Below are 17,042 nucleotides of genomic sequence, written 5' to 3'. Positions count from 1 at the left end.
CCATCACGATACTATTATATCACCGAACAGACGCGAACCGAAAGTTTGTTCGCCTTTTGAATACTATTTTGCCCTCCTTTATAATGAAAAGCAACTGGTATTCACGTGAGGGAGGAAGCATTTTATGAACCGCTGGCTGAAAGCCATTCTTTTTCTGCTCGGGGCAGCCATCCTGACCAGGCTGATTCCGTTCTCCGATTGGTTCCGTATGCTGGATACGTTGATTCACGAGCTGGGCCATGCCGCAGTGACCTTGCTGATGTCCGGTCAGGTCCTTCGCATCGAGCTCAATCCCGATCATAGCGGGGTCACCTATTCCGTGCTGACGACAGGCTGGAGCCAACTGGCTGTCTCTCTGGCCGGATACATCTCGGCCTCCCTGTTTGCGGTAGCTCTTTTCTATGGCTATGCCCGCAAGCAGCAAGCCGCAGGATTGATCACGATCAGTGTAATCGCGTTAATCAGTGCCCTGCTGTTTGTTCGTGGGGGATACGGGCTGGGGTGGCTGATTTTATTTGTTGTAATTAATGTCGTGTTTGTATTGCTCGGAGGGAAGATCAGCAATTTCTACTATTTGCTGCTTTCGTTCCTCTGCCTGGAGGAATCAGTAATGGGGCCCATTACTGTATTGCTGCATTCGCTCACATCACCCGAAAATGCCGGAGACGCCACGAATCTGGCTCATTTGACAGGAGTACCCGCCTTGTTCTGGGCCTTGGCATTCCTGGGAATTTCCTTGCTGTGCGCCAGGCTGGCGCTGCAATTCTATTGGTCGGACCGGGAGCGAAGCAAACAATTCCGTAAAATGAAAAAATACGCACAGCCGGGGCCTTACGACAATCCCCGCTAAAAACATGGTGAACATTGGGGGGCCTGCGATCTATGGGCACTTACCCTCGCTGCTTCAGCCCCATACCGACTCTTCGGCTGCGGGTTCACCAAGCTTCTAGCGGTCCTTCTCTTTCCTCTCGCCTACTCTTCATCGGCACTGACAAGGCAGCGGAGTACATAAGCCTCCTGATGATCCTGGATCATCTTTTCGACATCTACATTACTTTCCACAGAACTCCTATCCTTGTTTCTTGCGAGCACTCCAAGTGTTCCCGTGTCATCGGGATTCAAGGATAGCTGCGCCACCGGCTGAGTCAGCGTACTATCATAGTCCAAGCCTTGAATAACTGATTTCCCGGTGCTAACCCCTCCTTGCTGCCTGACGGCCAGAGTCCAATTCTCCGGATTGCCCTCCCATGAGGGATATGTAGTCCAATAAATTTTAGGGAGCAGTTCATCCGAATCTTCCAAATCAAATGTAAGACTTGTGCTTATTCCCATCACAGATTCCTGCTTTTCTCCATTCACATAGCGATCCACCCATAGCTTGATATGGCTCATATTCTCTTCACCAGGGTCAAGCGTGAAGATCATTTGGGCATCGGCTCCCGCAGCTCTGACAATGGAATACTCCTCATCACTGCTGTCCAGGAGTTTAATGGAGATAGGGCCTCCTTGGTCTTCGGGCAAATTCTCTGAATAAGTAACGGTTGATTGCCGGCAGCCTGCCAGCAGTACGAATACGCAGATGCAACACACCGCAAACAGGACCCGGATTGTTCTTGCTTCGGCTGCTCTCATAGCAACTGCTGTAGACCTCATATTCCCGCTCCTTTTCGTCCTAGTGACTGTTTCTCTGCTTCCAGTATATAATAAATAAGTTTATTGATCCGCAAATTTACGGTAAGATGATAAGCGGCGCAAGGGGCTGCTTGATGAAGATATTTTAACCTTCGATGCAGCTTCACCCGCGAAAAACCAAAATAATAAAGGTGATACAACCCATGAACATTGCATTTTTTGATTCAGGCATCGGTGGGCTAACCGTTTTGCAGGAAGCCATGCGCAGATTGCCGGGTGAGAATTTTTTATATTTTGCCGATACGCTGCATGTTCCTTACGGTACCAAGACGCTGGAAGAGGTCAAACGTTATGTGCAGGAATCGGTACAACTAGTTATGAAGGAACCTGTTCAGGCACTGGTAGTGGCCTGTAATACCGGAACAAGTGCGGCCATTGAAGAACTGCGAAGCACCTATGACCATATCCCGGTCATTGGTATGGAGCCTGCGGTCAAGCCTGCAGTACGTCGAAGTCACGAAGCTGGCCGGCGCGTGCTGGTATTCGCTACAGAACTCACGCTTAGCCTCTCCAAATATCATGACTTGGTAGATCGGGTGGACGATCATAAGGTGGTAGATTCAATGCCCCTCCCGGAGCTAGTTCAGTATTGTGAGCAGCTTCAGTTCGCCCCCCAGCAGATCGAGGCTTACTTCCGGGGAAAGCTGGGGGGAATCAATCTGGATGTATACGGAACTATCGTACTGGGATGCACCCATTTTCCTTACTATAAAAATATACTCCGGCACCTGCTGCCACCTCATATTGAATTAATCGACGGCACCGGGGGCACGGTAGATCGGCTATGCACCATGCTGGGTTTACCGAAAGTACAGCCGGAAGAGGGGGCATCGGTCAAGACGCAGGCGTCGAGTCCTGTCCCGCCCATTACTTTTATGTGCTCGGATCGCAACCCGGCTTATCTGGATAAAATGGCCCGGGCCCTCGCGTATCTTCAGTCCCTGCAAGCATGAACATCAAGCCAAATAACCTTCAGCCTCAATAAGGTTGAAGGTTATTTATATGTGTTTTTATTTCTTCGCAATGATCATAAAGCGGTTCACATTCTGATGGCCATACTTCAAATGATGAAGCGGCAGGGCAAGCGCAGGAATGAAGTTCCGGCGCACGTCAAGTGCTGTAAAACCCACATGCTTCAAAACCTCCTCATCCGCCTCCGGGCGCAAGACACGGACAAAAGGCAAGCCGCTCAGCAAGCTGCGATCCTCCTGACTACGCTTTCGGACCCGTTGCTCCGTCACTAAGATCAGAACCCAGGAGAGGGCATACCACAAGCGGCGCAATAAGCTGCGGCTCTCCTTGTACATGTAGTTGCCGTCAAAAACAATCAGAACGCCTCCCGGCTTCAAAATCCGATACCACTCAGCATAGGCCTTCTGTGGCTCGGGTAATGTCCATACGACGTCCCGGCAAACGACAGCATCAAAGCTGTTGTCCGCCTCCGCTTGCAAATCCGCAGCATCGCCTACATAAGCGGGAACCTCATAGCCAAAGTGACGGAAATTGCCCGTTGCCCGTTCGATCATCCCGGAAGAGGCATCCACCGCTGTTGGCTTATGCCCCATTTGCGACAGCAGGATGGAGAAAAATCCGGGTCCGGTGCCGACATCCAGCACTTTCTGACCAGGACGCCCCCCCATGCCCTCCACCAGCAGGGATTTCCATAGATTAACCATTCTTTGACTACGAAATTGAGTTTGTACGACTTTATCATAACTGCCCGAGCTGGAGTTCCAATACTTGGATATTTCCTTCAGCATTATTGTTCACCCACATTCAGTTGATTCCAGAAAATCGGTGTAAACGTAGTGTATCCGGCCTTGTAGCCCGTCAATCGTTGACTTCTGACCATGATATCCTCAGGAAAGTAAATAGCCGCAAACATAGCTTGTTCATACATTTGGGCGAATACATCATCATAGGTAGCTTGGCGCTCCTCCAAATCGGTAGTGCCTACAGCCTGATCTATCAGCGCCTCCAGCTTGGCATCCGACCATACAACGGCTGCTGGTGCATCGCTTGTGGCATGGAATAAGGACAACAGGAAGGAATGTGGATTATAAGCATCATCATAAGTCCGGTACAAAATCAGATCATATTCCCTTGTTTTCCATAAAGCATCATAGTAACCGTTAGGCTCCAGCACTTGCAGGTTAACCTGGATGCCAATCTCCTGTAATTCCGATTGAATCAATTCGGCAATAGGCTTCCACTCCGGGAACTCTGCCTGCTGCAGGACCAGATTCAACTGCAAGGGTTCCCCTGCCTTCATGGCAACGCCCTCTCCGTTAACCTCGGCATACCCGGCGTCCGCCAGCAATTGCTTGGCTTCCTCCGGTGCAAATCCGTACCAGGTCTGATTGGATTCGGTGACATACGGCACGGTCATAGGGAACAAGCCCTTAGCCTCACTACCGATACCGTTCATCAGGTCATTAACAATACTTGCTTTGTTAATAGCCAAATTGATCGCCTTGCGTACTTTCAGCTCCTGCAATGCGGGCGTGTCGTAGTTAAAGATCATGAAGTGAGAGCTCGTACCCGGCGTCCGCTCCAGGCTTAGCGATGCATCCCCTTCAATCACCGGAATGCTCTCCACTGGAATTTTGCCCAATTGGCCTCCGGCAAGATCAATATCACCACTTTGCAGAGCCATAACGCGGGACTGCGGATCAGGAATAACCTTCAGCACGATTTTCGTTAGCTTTGGCTGCTCGCCCCAATAATTAGGGTTGGCTACAAGCACCGCTTCCTGATCTCTTTTGTAGCTTTCCGCCATCCAGGCCCCCGTTCCAATCGGCTTGACAAATTGACCGTTCACATCTCCGGCCGGCTCCACCGCGGATGGACTAATAATCCGTACAGGGCGGGCAAAGGACAATTCCGTCAAGAAGGGATAATAGGATTTGCTAAAGCGCATCGTTATCGTATGTTCATCCACAACCTCCAAAGACTCCAGTGCGGTGGCCACATTTAAAGTGTTTGCCGGGTCCTTGATCCAGCGTTCAAAGGAAAATTTGACGGCTTCAGCATTAAACGGTGTGCCATCAGAGAATTTGACGCCTTGACGCAAATGGAAGGTGTATACCTTGCCATCCTCAGAGATATCCCAAGACTCGGCTAGCGCAGGCCTGACCTCTCCCTTCTCCCCATATTCTACCAATCCGTCATAGACCATGGCATGTACAGTCATGGAGCCTTTGTAAGCCCCAGCATCCAGTTGATCCAGGCCCGGGTCAGCAGAAACAGCTACCTTAACTATCCGCTCTTGCCCTTCTCCGTTAGTAGAGACACTTGCTGTTTATCAGCACTGGTATTCCCCCCTTGGGAGGACGGGACACTTTTGCTGCAGCCTGTCACGACCAATAGTACGGCCAGTAAAACCAATGGCAGGCTTTGAATTAGACGGTGCTTGATAATAAGTTTATTCATAGATAGTAACTCTCCTTCTGTTGTCTGCTTCATTATGGGTTTAAACTTCTCTGTCTTGGATCCTGAATAGGCACCGATGCCACCAAGGTACGTGTATAGGGATGCTGAACCTGCCGCAGCAAATCCGTTCCCGATTGCTCTTCTATAATTTCGCCTTGGTACATCACTGCCACGCGGTCGCATAAGCGATGTACAATAGATAGATCATGAGTGATAAAAATATAGGCTAGCCCTAACTCTCGCTTCAGTTCCTGAAGCAAATCAATCATCTGCTTGCGCAGGGTCATGTCCAGACTGGAGAAGGGTTCGTCACATATGACCAGCTCGGGCTGCAAGACTATAGCCCTGGCGATGCCCACTCGCTGCAATTGCCCTCCGCTAAGCTCATGGGGCAGCCTGCCGAGATAACCCGAACCTAAGCCAACCCGTTCCAGAGTCTCAATCACTCTGGATTGGCGCGCCTTGGGGTTGTTCCAGCCGTAGTTGCGCAGCGGCTCATCAACGACCTGCTCAATCGTGAACAATGGATTAAATGAAGCCAGACTATTCTGAAAGATCATCTGCATTTTGCTTCGAATCTCTTGCATCTTCCGCTGATTCCAATCGGTAAACTCTACGTTTCGATACCATACTTGACCGGAAGTTGGCTTCTCCAGTCCCATCAACAGCCTGGCCAAGGTACTCTTGCCACAGCCGCTCTCTCCCACCAGCCCCAGATTCTCCCCGGGTGACAGAGATAAATTGATCCGATTCACTGCCTGTACAGGAAGAACCTTGGCCGCCAGCCAGCCTCGTTCCGTGTGATACACTTTGCTTAATTTATTGACTCTTAACAGTTCCATACCTTTCGCTTTCTCCCTTAATCCCCTCTTGTCAATCATGTGTAGCCTGTGCAGAAAGGTTCAGTATCCCGGCTAGCGGCATTCCAGTAAATATTTTGTATAAGCATGCCTGGGAGCTGCGAATATTTCGTACACATCACCTTGTTCCACAATCCTTCCTTCACGCATGACGTACACATAGTCGGCCAATTCAGCGACAACGCCAAGGTCATGGGTAATCAGTAACATGCTCATTCCTTGCTGACGCCTGACCCGATCCAGTTCCTTGAGGATTTGTGCCTGAATAGTCACATCAAGGGCAGTTGTTGGCTCATCCGCAATTAGCAAATTTGCGCCGGCGAGCAAGGCCATCGCAATCATAACCCGTTGACACATCCCTCCACTGATCTGGAAAGGATATTGATGGAACAATGCTTGCGGCCGAGCGAGGCCTACCTGCTGCATCTGGCTTAAAGCCAACCGTTTGGCTTCCTGAGCTGATACCCGCCGATGCTGCCTCACGCTCTCCATCAACTGCTTTCCTATATTAATGACAGGGTTCAGCGCATTGACCGGGTCCTGGAAAATGATAGCAATTTCTCGGCCGCGTATTTGCTGAAGCTGGCGCTCCGAATAGGTGCTAAGATTGCGGTCTCCAAGCCAAATATCGCCGTCTTCAATCTGCCCAGGAGGATCAATCAGGCCCATAGCTGCCATTGCTGTTACACTTTTGCCGCTCCCGCTCTCGCCGACCAGTGCAACAATCTGCCCGGGCTTGACCTCCAGACTCACATCCTCCACCGCCATCTGTGACCTTTTCCCGGTGCGAAAGCTAACCCGTAAATGCTCGATTCGCAAAGCCGACGGTTTTGCATCCATCATGGAGATACCCCCTCTTTCCGAGGCTCAGGCAACCCCTGATCCGCCGGTTTAAGCCCCTCGCCCAGCAGGTTAAATCCCAAAACTGCGAGCATAATCGTCAGTCCGGGGAACAGCATCAGGCGTGGCGCCGTTTGAATATAAGGACGGCTGTCATTCAGCATAACCCCCCACTCCGGTGTAGGTGGCTGAGCGCCAAGGCCCAGGAAGGATAAGCCCGCAAGGGAGAGCAAGATCGTTCCGATCTCCAGCGAAGTCAGAACCAGGATGGGACGGGACGTATTAAGCAAAATATGTCGCACAACGATCTTAAAATGGGACGTCCCTGCAGCTCTCGCTGCCATAATGAAATCACTTTCCTTGATCTGCAGCACCATCCCGCGAATGACACGGGCGTATCCTGTCCACCATACCGCCACAAAAGCAATCAACAGATTCTTTATACTCGGTCCCAGCACCGCCGTGATAGCCAATGACAAAATGAGGCTGGGGAAGGCCAGCAAAATATCAATAATACGCATGATCAGATGATCGATTTTACCCCCGGCATAGCCGGCTAACAGGCCGATGGGTACGCTGATGGAGAATACCCCGGCAAGCGCGGCCAGCGAATAAAAGAGCGAGGTTCTGGTGCCATAGATCAAGCGGGAGAGCACGCATCGTCCTAAATGGTCCGTTCCCAGAGGATACTCCAGGGAAGGCAGGCTTAATTTATGCTCCATATGGATCTGGAGCGGGTCAGAGGGGGCAATCCAGGGTGCCAATAGGCCCACAAGCAGAAATAGCAGGACAATAGCTGCCCCGACCCGGGCCGCTCCCGTTCGTAGTAATCGTGTCTGAAACATCAAAACATACTGCTCCTTTACAAGCGCTCAGCGCAGCCTGATTCTGGGGTCCAGCAGCATATGCAGCAGATCCACCGCCAAATTGACCAGAACAACGACAAGCGCCATCAGTAATACGTAACCTTGAATGACCAGATAATCTTTCGCAAAAATAGCATCAACTGCATATTTACCGATGCCTGGCCAGGAGAAAATAGTCTCCACGACGACCGAGCCACCTAGCAAAGCGGACACATGAATGCCAAGCAAGGTCATGCTGGGCAACCAGGCGTTGCGGAATGCATGCTTGGCCAAAATAGCCCAACCGGCCAGACCCTTGGCGCGGGCCGCCTTGATATATAGCTTCCCGAGGATATCCAGCAGACTGGTGCGAATCAGCCGAATATAGATGCCGGACAAGCCAAACCCCAAGGCAATGGAAGGCAAAACGAGACTTGAAGGCTCACCCATCCCTGTCACGGGTAATAGCTTAAGCTTGACGCCTCCATAGTAAATGAGCAACAAACTAAGCCAATAACCAGGCATAGATACACTAAGCAATGTGCACACTCGCCCCAGTCGATCTAGCAAGCTCCCCGGATAGAGAGCGGAGCCGATGCCCAGTGGCAGGGCAACCAGTAATGCCACTAGCAGTGCACCCGCTGTCAGCGCCGCCGTAGCCGGGAATCTACTCATCAGTTCCATGAATACAGGCCGTCCGCTGCTATAGGAAACACCGAGATCAAGTTGAAGTACACGCAGCAGCCAATTCACATATTGCATGTATACGGGACCCTCCAGACCCAATGCTTGTCTGGTTGCCTCGATAGCTTCATATGTAGGCTTGATGCCATCTGCTCGGAGCATGATTTCCGCCGGATCACCCGGAGTCAAATGCATGAGGCCAAAGGCAATGCAAGAGATCCCCAGCAGCACCGGAACAAGCTGCAGCAGCCGCTGAAGCAGATAACGCGTAATTGTTCTCCCCCTCCTCTTTATTAGTAATATTTACGATTATAGCATGATCTTTTAAAATTAATAGTATTATTCAAAAAAATTACGATTTAAGAAAGCGATATTCCTTCTGCTTTACTATGCACAAGGTATAAAAACAGAAAACGCCGCCCCTATAAACCAGGACAGCGTTGCTTATTCCAGCTATTCATTCTTACTGCCATTTCACTTCACGGCGACCATCACGGCCAACAATGCCAAAGCCTTCGGAAAATTTTTTGTCCAGGAACATGGGCAAGCGATCCTTCAGGCCCCTGGACAAAGGCAAATCGCTTAACTCGTCCCGGTTCACCCAATACAGCTTGCCTTCCTCAGTCTCTTCTAACAGGTCACCGGTAAAGACATGCGTTCTATAGCTGAATACGAAATATTTGTCATGAGTTTCTTCGTTATACCAATAAATAATACCGCACAGCTCCAGCTCCGATACCGTGAGTCCGGTCTCTTCTTTAATCTCCCGAATGGTAGAATCCACAATGCTCTCGCCATCCTCCAGATGACCTCCGGGAAAAGCCAGACCCTCCCACGACTTTACCCGCTCCTGAACCAAAACCTTATGCGTGTGGCGATCATAAATCATGCACATATTCGTCAATTCGATATTTGCCATGCGGACATCTCCTTAGTTGTTTCTCATCGGCTTGTATACCCTATAGCATACCACTACAGCCCGGTCAGCTGCCAAATAAAAGCCATCAAGCCTCTGCCTAAGTTCATTATACCAAGCAGGATGACGGACGAGCCGAGACAGGTCAACAATTGCTTGCCTGCCAAGGATGCAGCTGCGGACCAGCCCATTTCATTTTTAATAGTCCATAACGTAACCAGACAGGCGGTTAAGGTCGATGCCAGATACACCAGAAGGAATACCTGCCCAGCACTCATCGAGCTTAGCAGCTCTCCTTCCCCTTGGTTCAGCACCAGCAATCCGTCCTTGCGCACGATTGAGAAAATAATGCCCCCGGCGGCATCCCTGTTATTTGTATTCTAGTATGATGAAGCGAACCCCATTAGTTGGTTGTTCCCTTGCTCTGCCAAACCTCCAGATTCAGTTGGGAGTTCATAGCCGCTGCTGTCAGACTGCCCATCGAAGCCGCTGCAATCGCCTGATGCATTCTGGAGGCCGCATCACCCGCACTGTAGACGCCAGGCACATTGGTAGCTCCGAGCATGTCCACGGCGACCACTCCTGTATCTGACATTTCGCAGCCTAATTGCTCCGGCAAATCTGATCCAGGCACTAAATCCGGCTTGAAAAAGATCCCTCTGCATGGAATTGCGGTTCCGTCTTCAAGCAGCACCTGCTGAACGATTCCGTCCCTGGATTCAATAGTCCGGATCGGAGAGGTGTGTAGCGGAATCTGATGCCGGTTAATTTCCTCCCGCTCCTCATCCGTCAAGCCATCAGGACCATGAGTACAGAAGGTCAGACGGTTCGACCAGCCCGAGATCAATGGAGCGAAATGCATCAGTTCGGAGCCAGAGTTAATGATCACCAGTGGTTCATCCCGAAGCTCCCATCCATCGCAATAAGGGCAGACGAAGGCGCTCTTGCCATATACCTCCGCCAAACCGGGAATATCCAGCGGCCGATCCTTCATCCCTGCAGCCAACAACAGCTTCTTGGCTTCAAAGGTCTGTCCCTCGCTTGTGGACACCTGAAAGCAGCCATCGGTCCCGGTAACGGTAGTGACCACATGTTTGATCAAGGAAACCGACGAATATGACTTCAAATCCTCCAGGGCCAGACGCCGAAGCTCACTTGGGCGTATACCGTCTCTGGTAAGGAATCCATGAGCCTCCTGTGTAACGGCATTACGCGGTTTCCCTTCATCAATGACCAAAACACGCTTGCGAGCCCTTCCCAATACAAGTGCAGCACTCAAGCCCGCAGGACCGCCGCCGATAATGATAACATCCAAAAGCTCTTTATTTACCATCGCAACACAACCTCCATGGACCCAAAATATCCATAATTAAAGTAGAAATTAGCCACTCTACGGTTAATCATTACCTGATTCGCAATTATAGATTCATAATGTCGATAATATAGCATCTTGCGGCGAATTGCAACCAATCAGATTTATGTGGTGGCGTCTGGCTTACCCTATGCACAGATTATTTTTCGTTAAAATTTAAAAATATCATAATTAAATTAGCCCGTTAGAGTCATGTCCTCCGTATCCAAATAGATTAACATAGTTTCATTCAATCCACGCAGGCGTGGAAATATACTGACGAGGAGAGCCCTATGGGTCATCAAAACACCTTTAACCCGCTGCGCCGGCTTCATTTCTATGCGGCCTGGCTGATTACTCCGCTGCTCATTACGTTGAGCCTTTCCGGTATTGGCTTCCTGTTCTACACCGATATCGAGAAAAATATGTACGAGCATGAATTTTTCGGAGATAGCGGCATCGCCTCCAAGCAAAGTATGGATGAGGCGATTCAGCAAATCAGTCATCAATACCCGGACTATACTATTGGCAAAATCAGTATCATGGAGGACCCGTACAACCATCGTGTGACAATCAGTAATCCAGCAGGAGACACACAGTATATTTTCCTCGACCATCATAATCAAATCGTGGCTAGCCAAGATGCCAAAAATACCTATTCCAATCTCATGCGGAACTTCCATAGTTCACTGCTGACGGAGCAGACCTGGGTCCGCTATCTGGTCGAGCTGACGGCCTGCTGGACGGTCTTTCTTATCGTCTCGGGTATCTACATGACCTTTAAGAAGAAGCTGCTTACTGCTAAATCCGCTCAAGCGGGCAAGCCATTGCGATTTCAAAAGCTTCACGCCTTGCTAGGATTAGTTATTGCCCTGCCATTAATCATAATTATATTGACTGGAATTCCCTGGTCCGTCTTCATGGGCAGTCATATTAGCAAGCTGGGACAAGAATATCCGGCCTTGGGCAGAACGGAGCTGCGATATAATCCGCCTCAATCCGATGTCAATGAAATTCCATGGGCTACCCGAAGCATGGATCAGCCGGCCTCAAGCCAAGGTGGACATGCAGATCATCACTCAACGGGCGAGGCCGCTATCCATTTGGCCCACCAGCAAAGCTTGGGAGCCCTAATCAAGCAAGCTCAAGCCGAGCAGATCAGTCGCCCCTTCTCTATTGTCTACCCGGCAGGTGAGTTTGGTGTATTTACCGTGTCCAAAGGCAGCAATACAGGCGTTACGGGTCTGGATGTAAGTCCCTATGAAGAGACGACCGCTTACTTTGATCAATACTCCGGTGAACTGATCGCCAAAATTGATTTTGCGGATTATGGGATAATCGGCAAGTGGTTCACATGGGGAATTCCTCTGCATGAAGGGCATTTATTCGGAGTTGCCAATAAAATCTTGAATCTGCTGGTATGCCTTGCCTTCCTGGCGACTATTGCCATGGGATTCATTTCGTGGATGAGAAGGGTAAAACCCGGAGACCTCAATCTCCCGCAGCGCATCAATAAGCCCTGGTCTGTTGGTGCATTGCTCACCGTATTGATTATGGGAGTGCTTATGCCCTTGTTCGGCTTGTCCGTCCTCATCATCTTACTAATTGAGTTTACGATTTACTGTACCACGAGAAATAAAGCACGAGCCGGGATAACAAGGTGAGTATTCCCGGTTATATTACAAACAGCCAGTCGCCTGAAGGGGCGACTGGCTGTTTGTGTTTATAACATGCTGTTGGATGGCTTAGTTCACCCATTGAACGATGTCGTCCAGCTTTTGACGGGTTTTCGGGCGCGGCTCCTCCGCGCGATAGCCAAACCCGGCCATGACAGACACGCCAAAATGCGCTGTGTCCAGAATTCCTTCCTGTTTCAGGACATCCTCAACTCCTTGGCGATGAAAGCCTTCAATAGGACATGAATCAATACCCAATAAGGCGGCCGCTGTCAGCATGTTGCCCAGTGCGATATAAGTCTGCTTGCTGGCCCAGTCGAACATGGCCCGATCGCTTTCCAGCAGTTCAAATTGCTCCATCTGAAAATTTTCAAAAGCCTTTCTCATCCCTTCCGCCGCTTCCGAAGGAAGATGATGAATCTCTGTCATCATTTTGGTAATATAATCGGAATTGTAGATCATATCCGCTTTTGTTCTGGCGAGCAGAATCACCAGGTGACTCGCCCCTTCCAGGCTCCTGTGCGCGCCCCATGCGACCGGAGACAGCTTGTCTCTTAATTTTGCATGCTTCTCCACAACCACAAATTTCCAAGGTTCAAACCCGAACGAGCTTGGCGACAATCTGCCCGCCTCTAATATCGTGGCAAAATCCTCAGGCGAGACCTCCCGGTTAGTATCAAACTTCTTGCAGGCATAACGATAGTTAAATGCCTCTATTATAGTTTCATTAGCTATACGCATATCCATACCTTCCTTTCCTGATTTCTTACTCTAAGGGTAGCATATATCTGCATCTGATTTGAAGTACGAACATTGAAGATATATAATATAAAAAAATGTACTTAAGTATACTTTTGATACTATTGGTAAAGGAGAAGCTTTATGGACCAGCAACCCATGAATCCTGACTGTACAGAACTTCCATGCCCGGTAGAAACCACGCTGAATCTGATCAGCGGTAAATGGAAAGGAATTATTCTCTACCGCCTGCTCGGCGGCAAGAAGCGATTTAATGAATTAAAACGCATGATGAGCCATATCACGCACCGCACCCTGACTTTACAACTGCGCGAATTAGAAAGAGACGGCATCATCATACGAACGGTCTTTGCAGAAGTTCCTCCACGCGTCGAGTATGAGCTCTCGCCGCTGGGTCTCTCCATGCAGCCCATTATTCAGGCTATGTATGATTGGGGGAGCCGCTATCAGCATAGCTCCCCGCTAAGCGAACCTGCTCCATCCGATCAGTAAAGAGCAAAATCTGAGGTTGTATTGTTTACACCGGATACTTGAACGGGCTGAGGCCTGGGCACTATGTCAGTACCCTTCTCGGGCGAACTTCGATTCGAAGGGCAGAACCGAGCTCACCAATTCATTGACATACTCGCTCTTGGCACAGGTGAAGTGATTGCAGTCCAGCTCCTCCAGGATCACCCCGTCCCGCAGGAAGGCCAGCCGATTGCAGAGATAGGCAACAGCCTGGAGGTCATGGGCAATAAACAAATAGGTTAATTGATAATCCGCTTGAAGCTCCTTAAGCAGCGTCAAAATCTGTGACTGTACGGACACATCCAGCGAACTGATGGCCTCATCCAAAATGAGATAACGAGGACGGGTGGTCAGGGCACGCGCAATACAGATTCGTTGCAGTTGTCCGCCGCTTAGCTCATGCGGATACTTCTCCAGATAGTCCAAGGGCAGTTGCACCCGTTCCATCAGCTCGGCAATCACAGCCTCGACTTGAGCCTGCTGCGGCTTGCCGCCATGCAGCATGCGAAGCGGCTCCTCCAGAATTTGCCGCAGGGTCCAATTCGGATTCACCGAGGTGCGATAATCCTGAAACACCACGCTGAATTTCCCTTTGTTCTGCTTGATCCATTGCTGGTGCGGCTGGCCATCGATCCGGATACTCCCGCCATCATAGGCCTCCAGACCAAGCAGAATCCGGGACAGGGTGCTCTTGCCGCTGCCGCTCTCCCCGACAATGCCCAGACAATCTCCATCATTCAGGTGAAAGCTCACATCGGTCAGAACCTCCTGATGGCTGCGACTCCAAAGTCCTCGCCCGGTGATATAACTCTTTTGCAAATGCTCGACTTGAATCATAGCTTCACACTCCCCCCGCCTGCAGTGTCTTCACATAGCTGTCCGATAATTGCAGTCGCGTGTTGACCAGATATTGCGTATAAGGATGCTGCGGGTGATGAAACACGTTCGCCACCGTGCCGTTCTCCACAATTTCTCCGTCCTTCATCACGATCACCTCATCGGCCAACCGCTGAACCACCCCCAGATCGTGAGAGATGAGGATCAGCGTTGTGCCTGTGAGCTCCTTCAAAGATTGGAACTGCTTGACAACCTCCAGCTGATTAATGGAATCCAGCGCCGTCGTCGGCTCATCGGCAATAATCAAGCTCGGCTTCAGGACCAGAGCGATGGCAATCATGCAGCGCTGAAGCATCCCGCCAGACAGCTCGTGAGGATAGCTCTTGTATACGGCAGCAGGGTCCGAGAAGTTCATCGCCTTCAGGCTGTCCAGACTTAACCGCTTGGCCTCTCGCTTGTTGGCCTTCAGCACCTGGACAAAGGTTTGACACATCTGGCTGCCCATTTTCTCAATCGGATTAAAGGCCGTCATCGCATCCTGGAGAATCATGCTGATCTTCCGGCCGCGAATGGCCCGGCGCTGCTTCTCATGATCCTGCAAAATATTACGCCCCTCGAACCAAACCTCGCCGTCCGATTGAATCCAGCGCGGATTCACGCCCAGTATCTCCCGCACCGTCATCGACTTCCCGCTGCCGCTCTCGCCCACAATGCCCAGGCAGGTATGCGCCTGCACCGCGAAGGAGGCGTCACGAACAATCATTCTTCCCGTCTTCTCATCCCTGATGTTAAGCTTGTTTACCTGTAATAGAGGCATGATCCCTCTTCCTTCCTCTCCACATCCAAAGCAGCCTGCGCTGCGGCTTGTGAGTGGTCATATATGAATTGGCATTCATCGCCTGCTGCATGCTGTCCCCCAGGAAATTCAGCGCCACCACGACCAGCAAAATCGTCAGCCCGGCGGGAATCATCTGCCACGGATGGGTGAACAGCACATTCTTGGCTTCATTCAGCATCATGCCCCACTCCGGTGTGGGCGGCTGTACACCCAGTCCCAGGAACGACAAGGAGGAAATGCTGAGAATGACCCAGCCCATCTCCAGCGTGGAGTGAGTCGTCACCTCCCCGGCAATGCCGGGTACAATATGCTTTCGCATAATGTACAGCGTGGACGCCTGATGAACCTGCGCGAACTTGACATAGTTCCTGGAGCGGTATTGCTGCACACTGCTGTAGATCATCCGGGTGTACCAGGCCCATTTGGACAAAATATTTGCAATGACGATATTCAGAATCCCCGGCCCCAACACGCCAACGATCGCCAGAATCATCACCTCGGAGGGGAAGGACAGCATCACATCGCACACCCGCAGAATCGCCTCGCGGACCTTGCCTTTGGAATAACCGGCCAGCATCCCGAAGACGACTCCTGAAATCATCGTCACAACCATAGCCAGAAAGGCATAGAAAAACGTGGTACGAATGCCAAACAAAATTCGGGAGAGCAAGCATCGTCCCAAATGATCTGTCCCCAGCGGATACTCAGCGCTTGGCATCGCCAGCTTCACGTCCACCCGTACCAGGGTGGGATCATGCGGTGCAAGAAGCGGCGCCAACAGACCCGCCAGCGACACCAGGCCCAGAAATACCAGACACAGCATGCCTAGCTTATCCTGCTTGAGACGTTTGAAATAATTCATTTGGCCTCCCTCCGCAACCTCGGATCAATCATCACAATACAGATATCAACTAGTAAATTACAAACAATAAACAGCACCGCCATCAACAAAATATAAGCTTGTATCACCGGATAATCCGAATTGAAAATCGCCTTTACACACAGCCGCCCGATCCCTGGCCACGCAAAAATATTTTCCACAATCACCGTCCCCGCAATCAGCCGCGGGATTGACATTCCGAAGGCGGTCAGCGAGGACTGGATCGAGTTCGTGAATATTTTCCAGACAACCGTGCTTTGCTTCAGTCCGCGCAGCTTGGCGTAAAGAATATAATTCTCGCTGGCATTCTGAATCATGTTGTTGCGAATCAGCCTGACATACGTCGATAGAAAGGTCAGCGATAAGGTCAAGGCTGGCAGGATGATCGAGGTCGGTCCATTCATGCCGCTGGTTGGCAGCCAGCCCAGATAGACCGAGAAGTACCACATCAACAGCAAGCCGATCCAGAAGCTTGGCATCGTGGCCAGCACAAAGATAAATCCCCGCAGAAAGCGATCCTGCCACCGATGCTCGAAAATACTGCAGATCACACCGATGGAAATGCTGAAAACAACGATCAGAATCAGCGTAACCCCGGCCAATTGCAGCGTTGGAGGGATAGCCAGCTTCAGCTCCTCCAGCACAGGCTTGTTGTTCACATAGCTGTTGCCAAAGTCTCCTTGCAGACTGTCAAGCAGCCAGTTCTTGTAGCGAACGAGGAACGGCTGATCCAGCCCCAGCTCCTCCCTCATCTCCTGCACGACTTCCTCCGTTGGCGTAATCTGGTTGACGCGCAGGGCAATCTCCGCCGGATCACTGGTTCGCAAATTAATCAGCACAAAGGCCATAAAGGTAACCAGAAGCAGCAGCGGGAACGTGCCCAATATCCGTTTGGTCAAATACTGTTTCATCATAAAATCAC

20 protein-coding genes are annotated in these 17,042 nt (G+C 50.6%); 4 read left to right on the top strand and 16 right to left on the bottom strand.

The genetic code is table 11. From position 1 onward, the window contains the following. Positions 1 to 124 precede the first annotated feature (124 nt). Positions 125 to 850 (top strand): M50 family metallopeptidase, encoded by a 726-nt coding sequence (locus C557_RS0105210; RefSeq protein ID WP_018750779.1) that lies wholly within the window; start codon positions 125 to 127, stop codon positions 848 to 850. Positions 851 to 972: 122 nt separating this feature from the next. Here C557_RS0105210 and C557_RS0105205 read toward each other — a convergent pair whose 3' ends face one another. Continuing rightward, entirely contained in the window at positions 973 to 1,653 is a 681-nt protein-coding gene (locus C557_RS0105205) for a hypothetical protein (protein ID WP_018750778.1), read from the bottom strand. Positions 1,654 to 1,835: 182 nt separating this feature from the next. Here C557_RS0105205 and murI point away from each other — a divergent pair, with 182 nt between their 5' ends. Further along, a complete protein-coding gene (murI, locus tag C557_RS0105200) occupies positions 1,836 to 2,645 on the top strand; it encodes a glutamate racemase (protein ID WP_018750777.1) in 810 nt (269 codons plus the stop codon). A gap of 57 nt (positions 2,646 to 2,702) precedes the next feature. Here the strand turns inward: murI and C557_RS0105195 are convergent, their stop codons facing one another. The 10 genes from C557_RS0105195 to C557_RS0105150 form a co-directional block, all read right to left on the bottom strand. Then, complete coding sequence (locus C557_RS0105195; protein WP_018750776.1) at positions 2,703 to 3,452, bottom strand: class I SAM-dependent methyltransferase; 750 nt, start codon at positions 3,450 to 3,452, stop codon at positions 2,703 to 2,705. Beyond that, complete coding sequence (locus tag C557_RS0105190; protein WP_018750775.1) at positions 3,452 to 4,885, bottom strand: nickel ABC transporter substrate-binding protein; 1,434 nt, start codon at positions 4,883 to 4,885, stop codon at positions 3,452 to 3,454. The genes C557_RS0105195 and C557_RS0105190 overlap by 1 nt, the downstream gene beginning before the upstream one ends. 65 nt (positions 4,886 to 4,950) lie before the next feature. Continuing rightward, positions 4,951 to 5,124: a hypothetical protein gene (locus tag C557_RS24835; protein ID WP_018750774.1), complete on the bottom strand. Its 174-nt coding sequence runs from the start codon at positions 5,122 to 5,124 to the stop codon at positions 4,951 to 4,953. Positions 5,125 to 5,156: 32 nt separating this feature from the next. Continuing rightward, positions 5,157 to 5,966: an ATP-binding cassette domain-containing protein gene (locus C557_RS0105180; protein ID WP_018750773.1), complete on the bottom strand. Its 810-nt coding sequence runs from the start codon at positions 5,964 to 5,966 to the stop codon at positions 5,157 to 5,159. A gap of 72 nt (positions 5,967 to 6,038) precedes the next feature. Beyond that, positions 6,039 to 6,827 (bottom strand): ABC transporter ATP-binding protein, encoded by a 789-nt coding sequence (locus C557_RS22995; RefSeq protein WP_018750772.1) that lies wholly within the window; start codon positions 6,825 to 6,827, stop codon positions 6,039 to 6,041. After that, positions 6,824 to 7,669, bottom strand: coding sequence for a nickel transporter permease (nikC, locus tag C557_RS0105170; protein WP_018750771.1), 846 nt, complete (start codon positions 7,667 to 7,669; stop codon positions 6,824 to 6,826). The genes C557_RS22995 and nikC overlap by 4 nt, the downstream gene beginning before the upstream one ends. Positions 7,670 to 7,696: 27 nt before the next feature. Next, positions 7,697 to 8,614, bottom strand: coding sequence for a nickel ABC transporter permease (gene nikB / locus C557_RS0105165; protein ID WP_276202651.1), 918 nt, complete (start codon positions 8,612 to 8,614; stop codon positions 7,697 to 7,699). A gap of 202 nt (positions 8,615 to 8,816) precedes the next feature. Then, positions 8,817 to 9,272: an 8-oxo-dGTP diphosphatase gene (locus tag C557_RS0105160; protein ID WP_018750769.1), complete on the bottom strand. Its 456-nt coding sequence runs from the start codon at positions 9,270 to 9,272 to the stop codon at positions 8,817 to 8,819. Positions 9,273 to 9,325: 53 nt separating this feature from the next. Next, entirely contained in the window at positions 9,326 to 9,583 is a 258-nt protein-coding gene (locus C557_RS0105155; RefSeq protein ID WP_205621590.1) for a hypothetical protein, read from the bottom strand. A gap of 89 nt (positions 9,584 to 9,672) precedes the next feature. Then, positions 9,673 to 10,602, bottom strand: a complete 930-nt coding sequence (locus C557_RS0105150) for an NAD(P)/FAD-dependent oxidoreductase (RefSeq protein WP_018750767.1) — start codon at positions 10,600 to 10,602, stop codon at positions 9,673 to 9,675. A 311-nt stretch (positions 10,603 to 10,913) separates the two neighbouring features. Between C557_RS0105150 and C557_RS0105145 the strand changes: the two genes are divergently transcribed. Beyond that, entirely contained in the window at positions 10,914 to 12,284 is a 1,371-nt protein-coding gene (locus tag C557_RS0105145) for a PepSY-associated TM helix domain-containing protein (RefSeq protein ID WP_018750766.1), read from the top strand. Positions 12,285 to 12,365: 81 nt separating this feature from the next. Here C557_RS0105145 and C557_RS0105140 read toward each other — a convergent pair whose 3' ends face one another. Then, a complete protein-coding gene (locus C557_RS0105140) occupies positions 12,366 to 13,037 on the bottom strand; it encodes an NAD(P)H-dependent oxidoreductase (RefSeq protein WP_018750765.1) in 672 nt (223 codons plus the stop codon). A 141-nt stretch (positions 13,038 to 13,178) separates the two neighbouring features. On the opposite strand from C557_RS0105140, the gene C557_RS0105135 reads away from it, so the two are divergent. Continuing rightward, positions 13,179 to 13,547 (top strand): winged helix-turn-helix transcriptional regulator, encoded by a 369-nt coding sequence (locus C557_RS0105135; protein ID WP_018750764.1) that lies wholly within the window; start codon positions 13,179 to 13,181, stop codon positions 13,545 to 13,547. 66 nt (positions 13,548 to 13,613) lie between these two features. Here C557_RS0105135 and C557_RS0105130 read toward each other — a convergent pair whose 3' ends face one another. Genes C557_RS0105130 through opp1B form a run of 4 tightly spaced genes read right to left on the bottom strand, consistent with a single transcriptional unit; the run spans position 13,614 to position 17,034 of the window. After that, entirely contained in the window at positions 13,614 to 14,402 is a 789-nt protein-coding gene (locus C557_RS0105130; protein ID WP_018750763.1) for an ABC transporter ATP-binding protein, read from the bottom strand. 4 nt (positions 14,403 to 14,406) lie between these two features. Then, complete coding sequence (locus C557_RS0105125) at positions 14,407 to 15,219, bottom strand: ABC transporter ATP-binding protein (protein ID WP_026263309.1); 813 nt, start codon at positions 15,217 to 15,219, stop codon at positions 14,407 to 14,409. After that, positions 15,191 to 16,102, bottom strand: coding sequence for a nickel/cobalt ABC transporter permease (opp1C, locus tag C557_RS0105120; protein WP_018750761.1), 912 nt, complete (start codon positions 16,100 to 16,102; stop codon positions 15,191 to 15,193). Before opp1C ends, C557_RS0105125 begins: the two co-directional genes overlap by 29 nt. Then, positions 16,099 to 17,034, bottom strand: coding sequence for a nickel/cobalt ABC transporter permease (gene opp1B / locus C557_RS0105115; RefSeq protein ID WP_018750760.1), 936 nt, complete (start codon positions 17,032 to 17,034; stop codon positions 16,099 to 16,101). The genes opp1C and opp1B overlap by 4 nt, the downstream gene beginning before the upstream one ends. Positions 17,035 to 17,042: the final 8 nt, after the last annotated feature.

The organism is Paenibacillus sanguinis 2301083 = DSM 16941, assembly GCF_000374825.1.
In the GTDB taxonomy this organism is placed as follows: domain Bacteria; phylum Bacillota; class Bacilli; order Paenibacillales; family Paenibacillaceae; genus Fontibacillus; species Fontibacillus sanguinis.
The sequence above is the reverse complement of the archived record's forward strand: the minus strand, read 5'-3'. Positions and strand labels throughout refer to the sequence as shown.

Excerpts from the sequence above, each read along its gene's own strand:
- C557_RS0105125 (WP_026263309.1), bottom strand. The coding sequence starts at position 15,219 with ATGCCTCTATTACAGGTAAACAAGCTTAACATCAGGGATGAGAAGACG.
- C557_RS0105135 (WP_018750764.1), top strand. The coding sequence starts at position 13,179 with ATGGACCAGCAACCCATGAATCCTGACTGTACAGAACTTCCATGCCCG.
- C557_RS0105140 (WP_018750765.1), bottom strand. The coding sequence starts at position 13,037 with ATGCGTATAGCTAATGAAACTATAATAGAGGCATTTAACTATCGTTAT.
- C557_RS22995 (WP_018750772.1), bottom strand. The coding sequence starts at position 6,827 with ATGATGGATGCAAAACCGTCGGCTTTGCGAATCGAGCATTTACGGGTT.
- C557_RS24835 (WP_018750774.1), bottom strand. The coding sequence starts at position 5,124 with ATGAATAAACTTATTATCAAGCACCGTCTAATTCAAAGCCTGCCATTG.
- nikC (WP_018750771.1), bottom strand. The coding sequence starts at position 7,669 with ATGTTTCAGACACGATTACTACGAACGGGAGCGGCCCGGGTCGGGGCA.
- C557_RS0105180 (WP_018750773.1), bottom strand. The coding sequence starts at position 5,966 with ATGGAACTGTTAAGAGTCAATAAATTAAGCAAAGTGTATCACACGGAA.
- C557_RS0105210 (WP_018750779.1), top strand. The coding sequence starts at position 125 with ATGAACCGCTGGCTGAAAGCCATTCTTTTTCTGCTCGGGGCAGCCATC.
- C557_RS0105145 (WP_018750766.1), top strand. The coding sequence starts at position 10,914 with ATGGGTCATCAAAACACCTTTAACCCGCTGCGCCGGCTTCATTTCTAT.
- C557_RS0105160 (WP_018750769.1), bottom strand. The coding sequence starts at position 9,272 with ATGGCAAATATCGAATTGACGAATATGTGCATGATTTATGATCGCCAC.
- C557_RS0105195 (WP_018750776.1), bottom strand. The coding sequence starts at position 3,452 with ATGCTGAAGGAAATATCCAAGTATTGGAACTCCAGCTCGGGCAGTTAT.
- C557_RS0105130 (WP_018750763.1), bottom strand. The coding sequence starts at position 14,402 with ATGATTCAAGTCGAGCATTTGCAAAAGAGTTATATCACCGGGCGAGGA.
- opp1C (WP_018750761.1), bottom strand. The coding sequence starts at position 16,102 with ATGAATTATTTCAAACGTCTCAAGCAGGATAAGCTAGGCATGCTGTGT.
- murI (WP_018750777.1), top strand. The coding sequence starts at position 1,836 with ATGAACATTGCATTTTTTGATTCAGGCATCGGTGGGCTAACCGTTTTG.
- C557_RS0105205 (WP_018750778.1), bottom strand. The coding sequence starts at position 1,653 with ATGAGGTCTACAGCAGTTGCTATGAGAGCAGCCGAAGCAAGAACAATC.
- opp1B (WP_018750760.1), bottom strand. The coding sequence starts at position 17,034 with ATGATGAAACAGTATTTGACCAAACGGATATTGGGCACGTTCCCGCTG.
- C557_RS0105190 (WP_018750775.1), bottom strand. The coding sequence starts at position 4,885 with ATGACTGTACATGCCATGGTCTATGACGGATTGGTAGAATATGGGGAG.
- C557_RS0105150 (WP_018750767.1), bottom strand. The coding sequence starts at position 10,602 with ATGGTAAATAAAGAGCTTTTGGATGTTATCATTATCGGCGGCGGTCCT.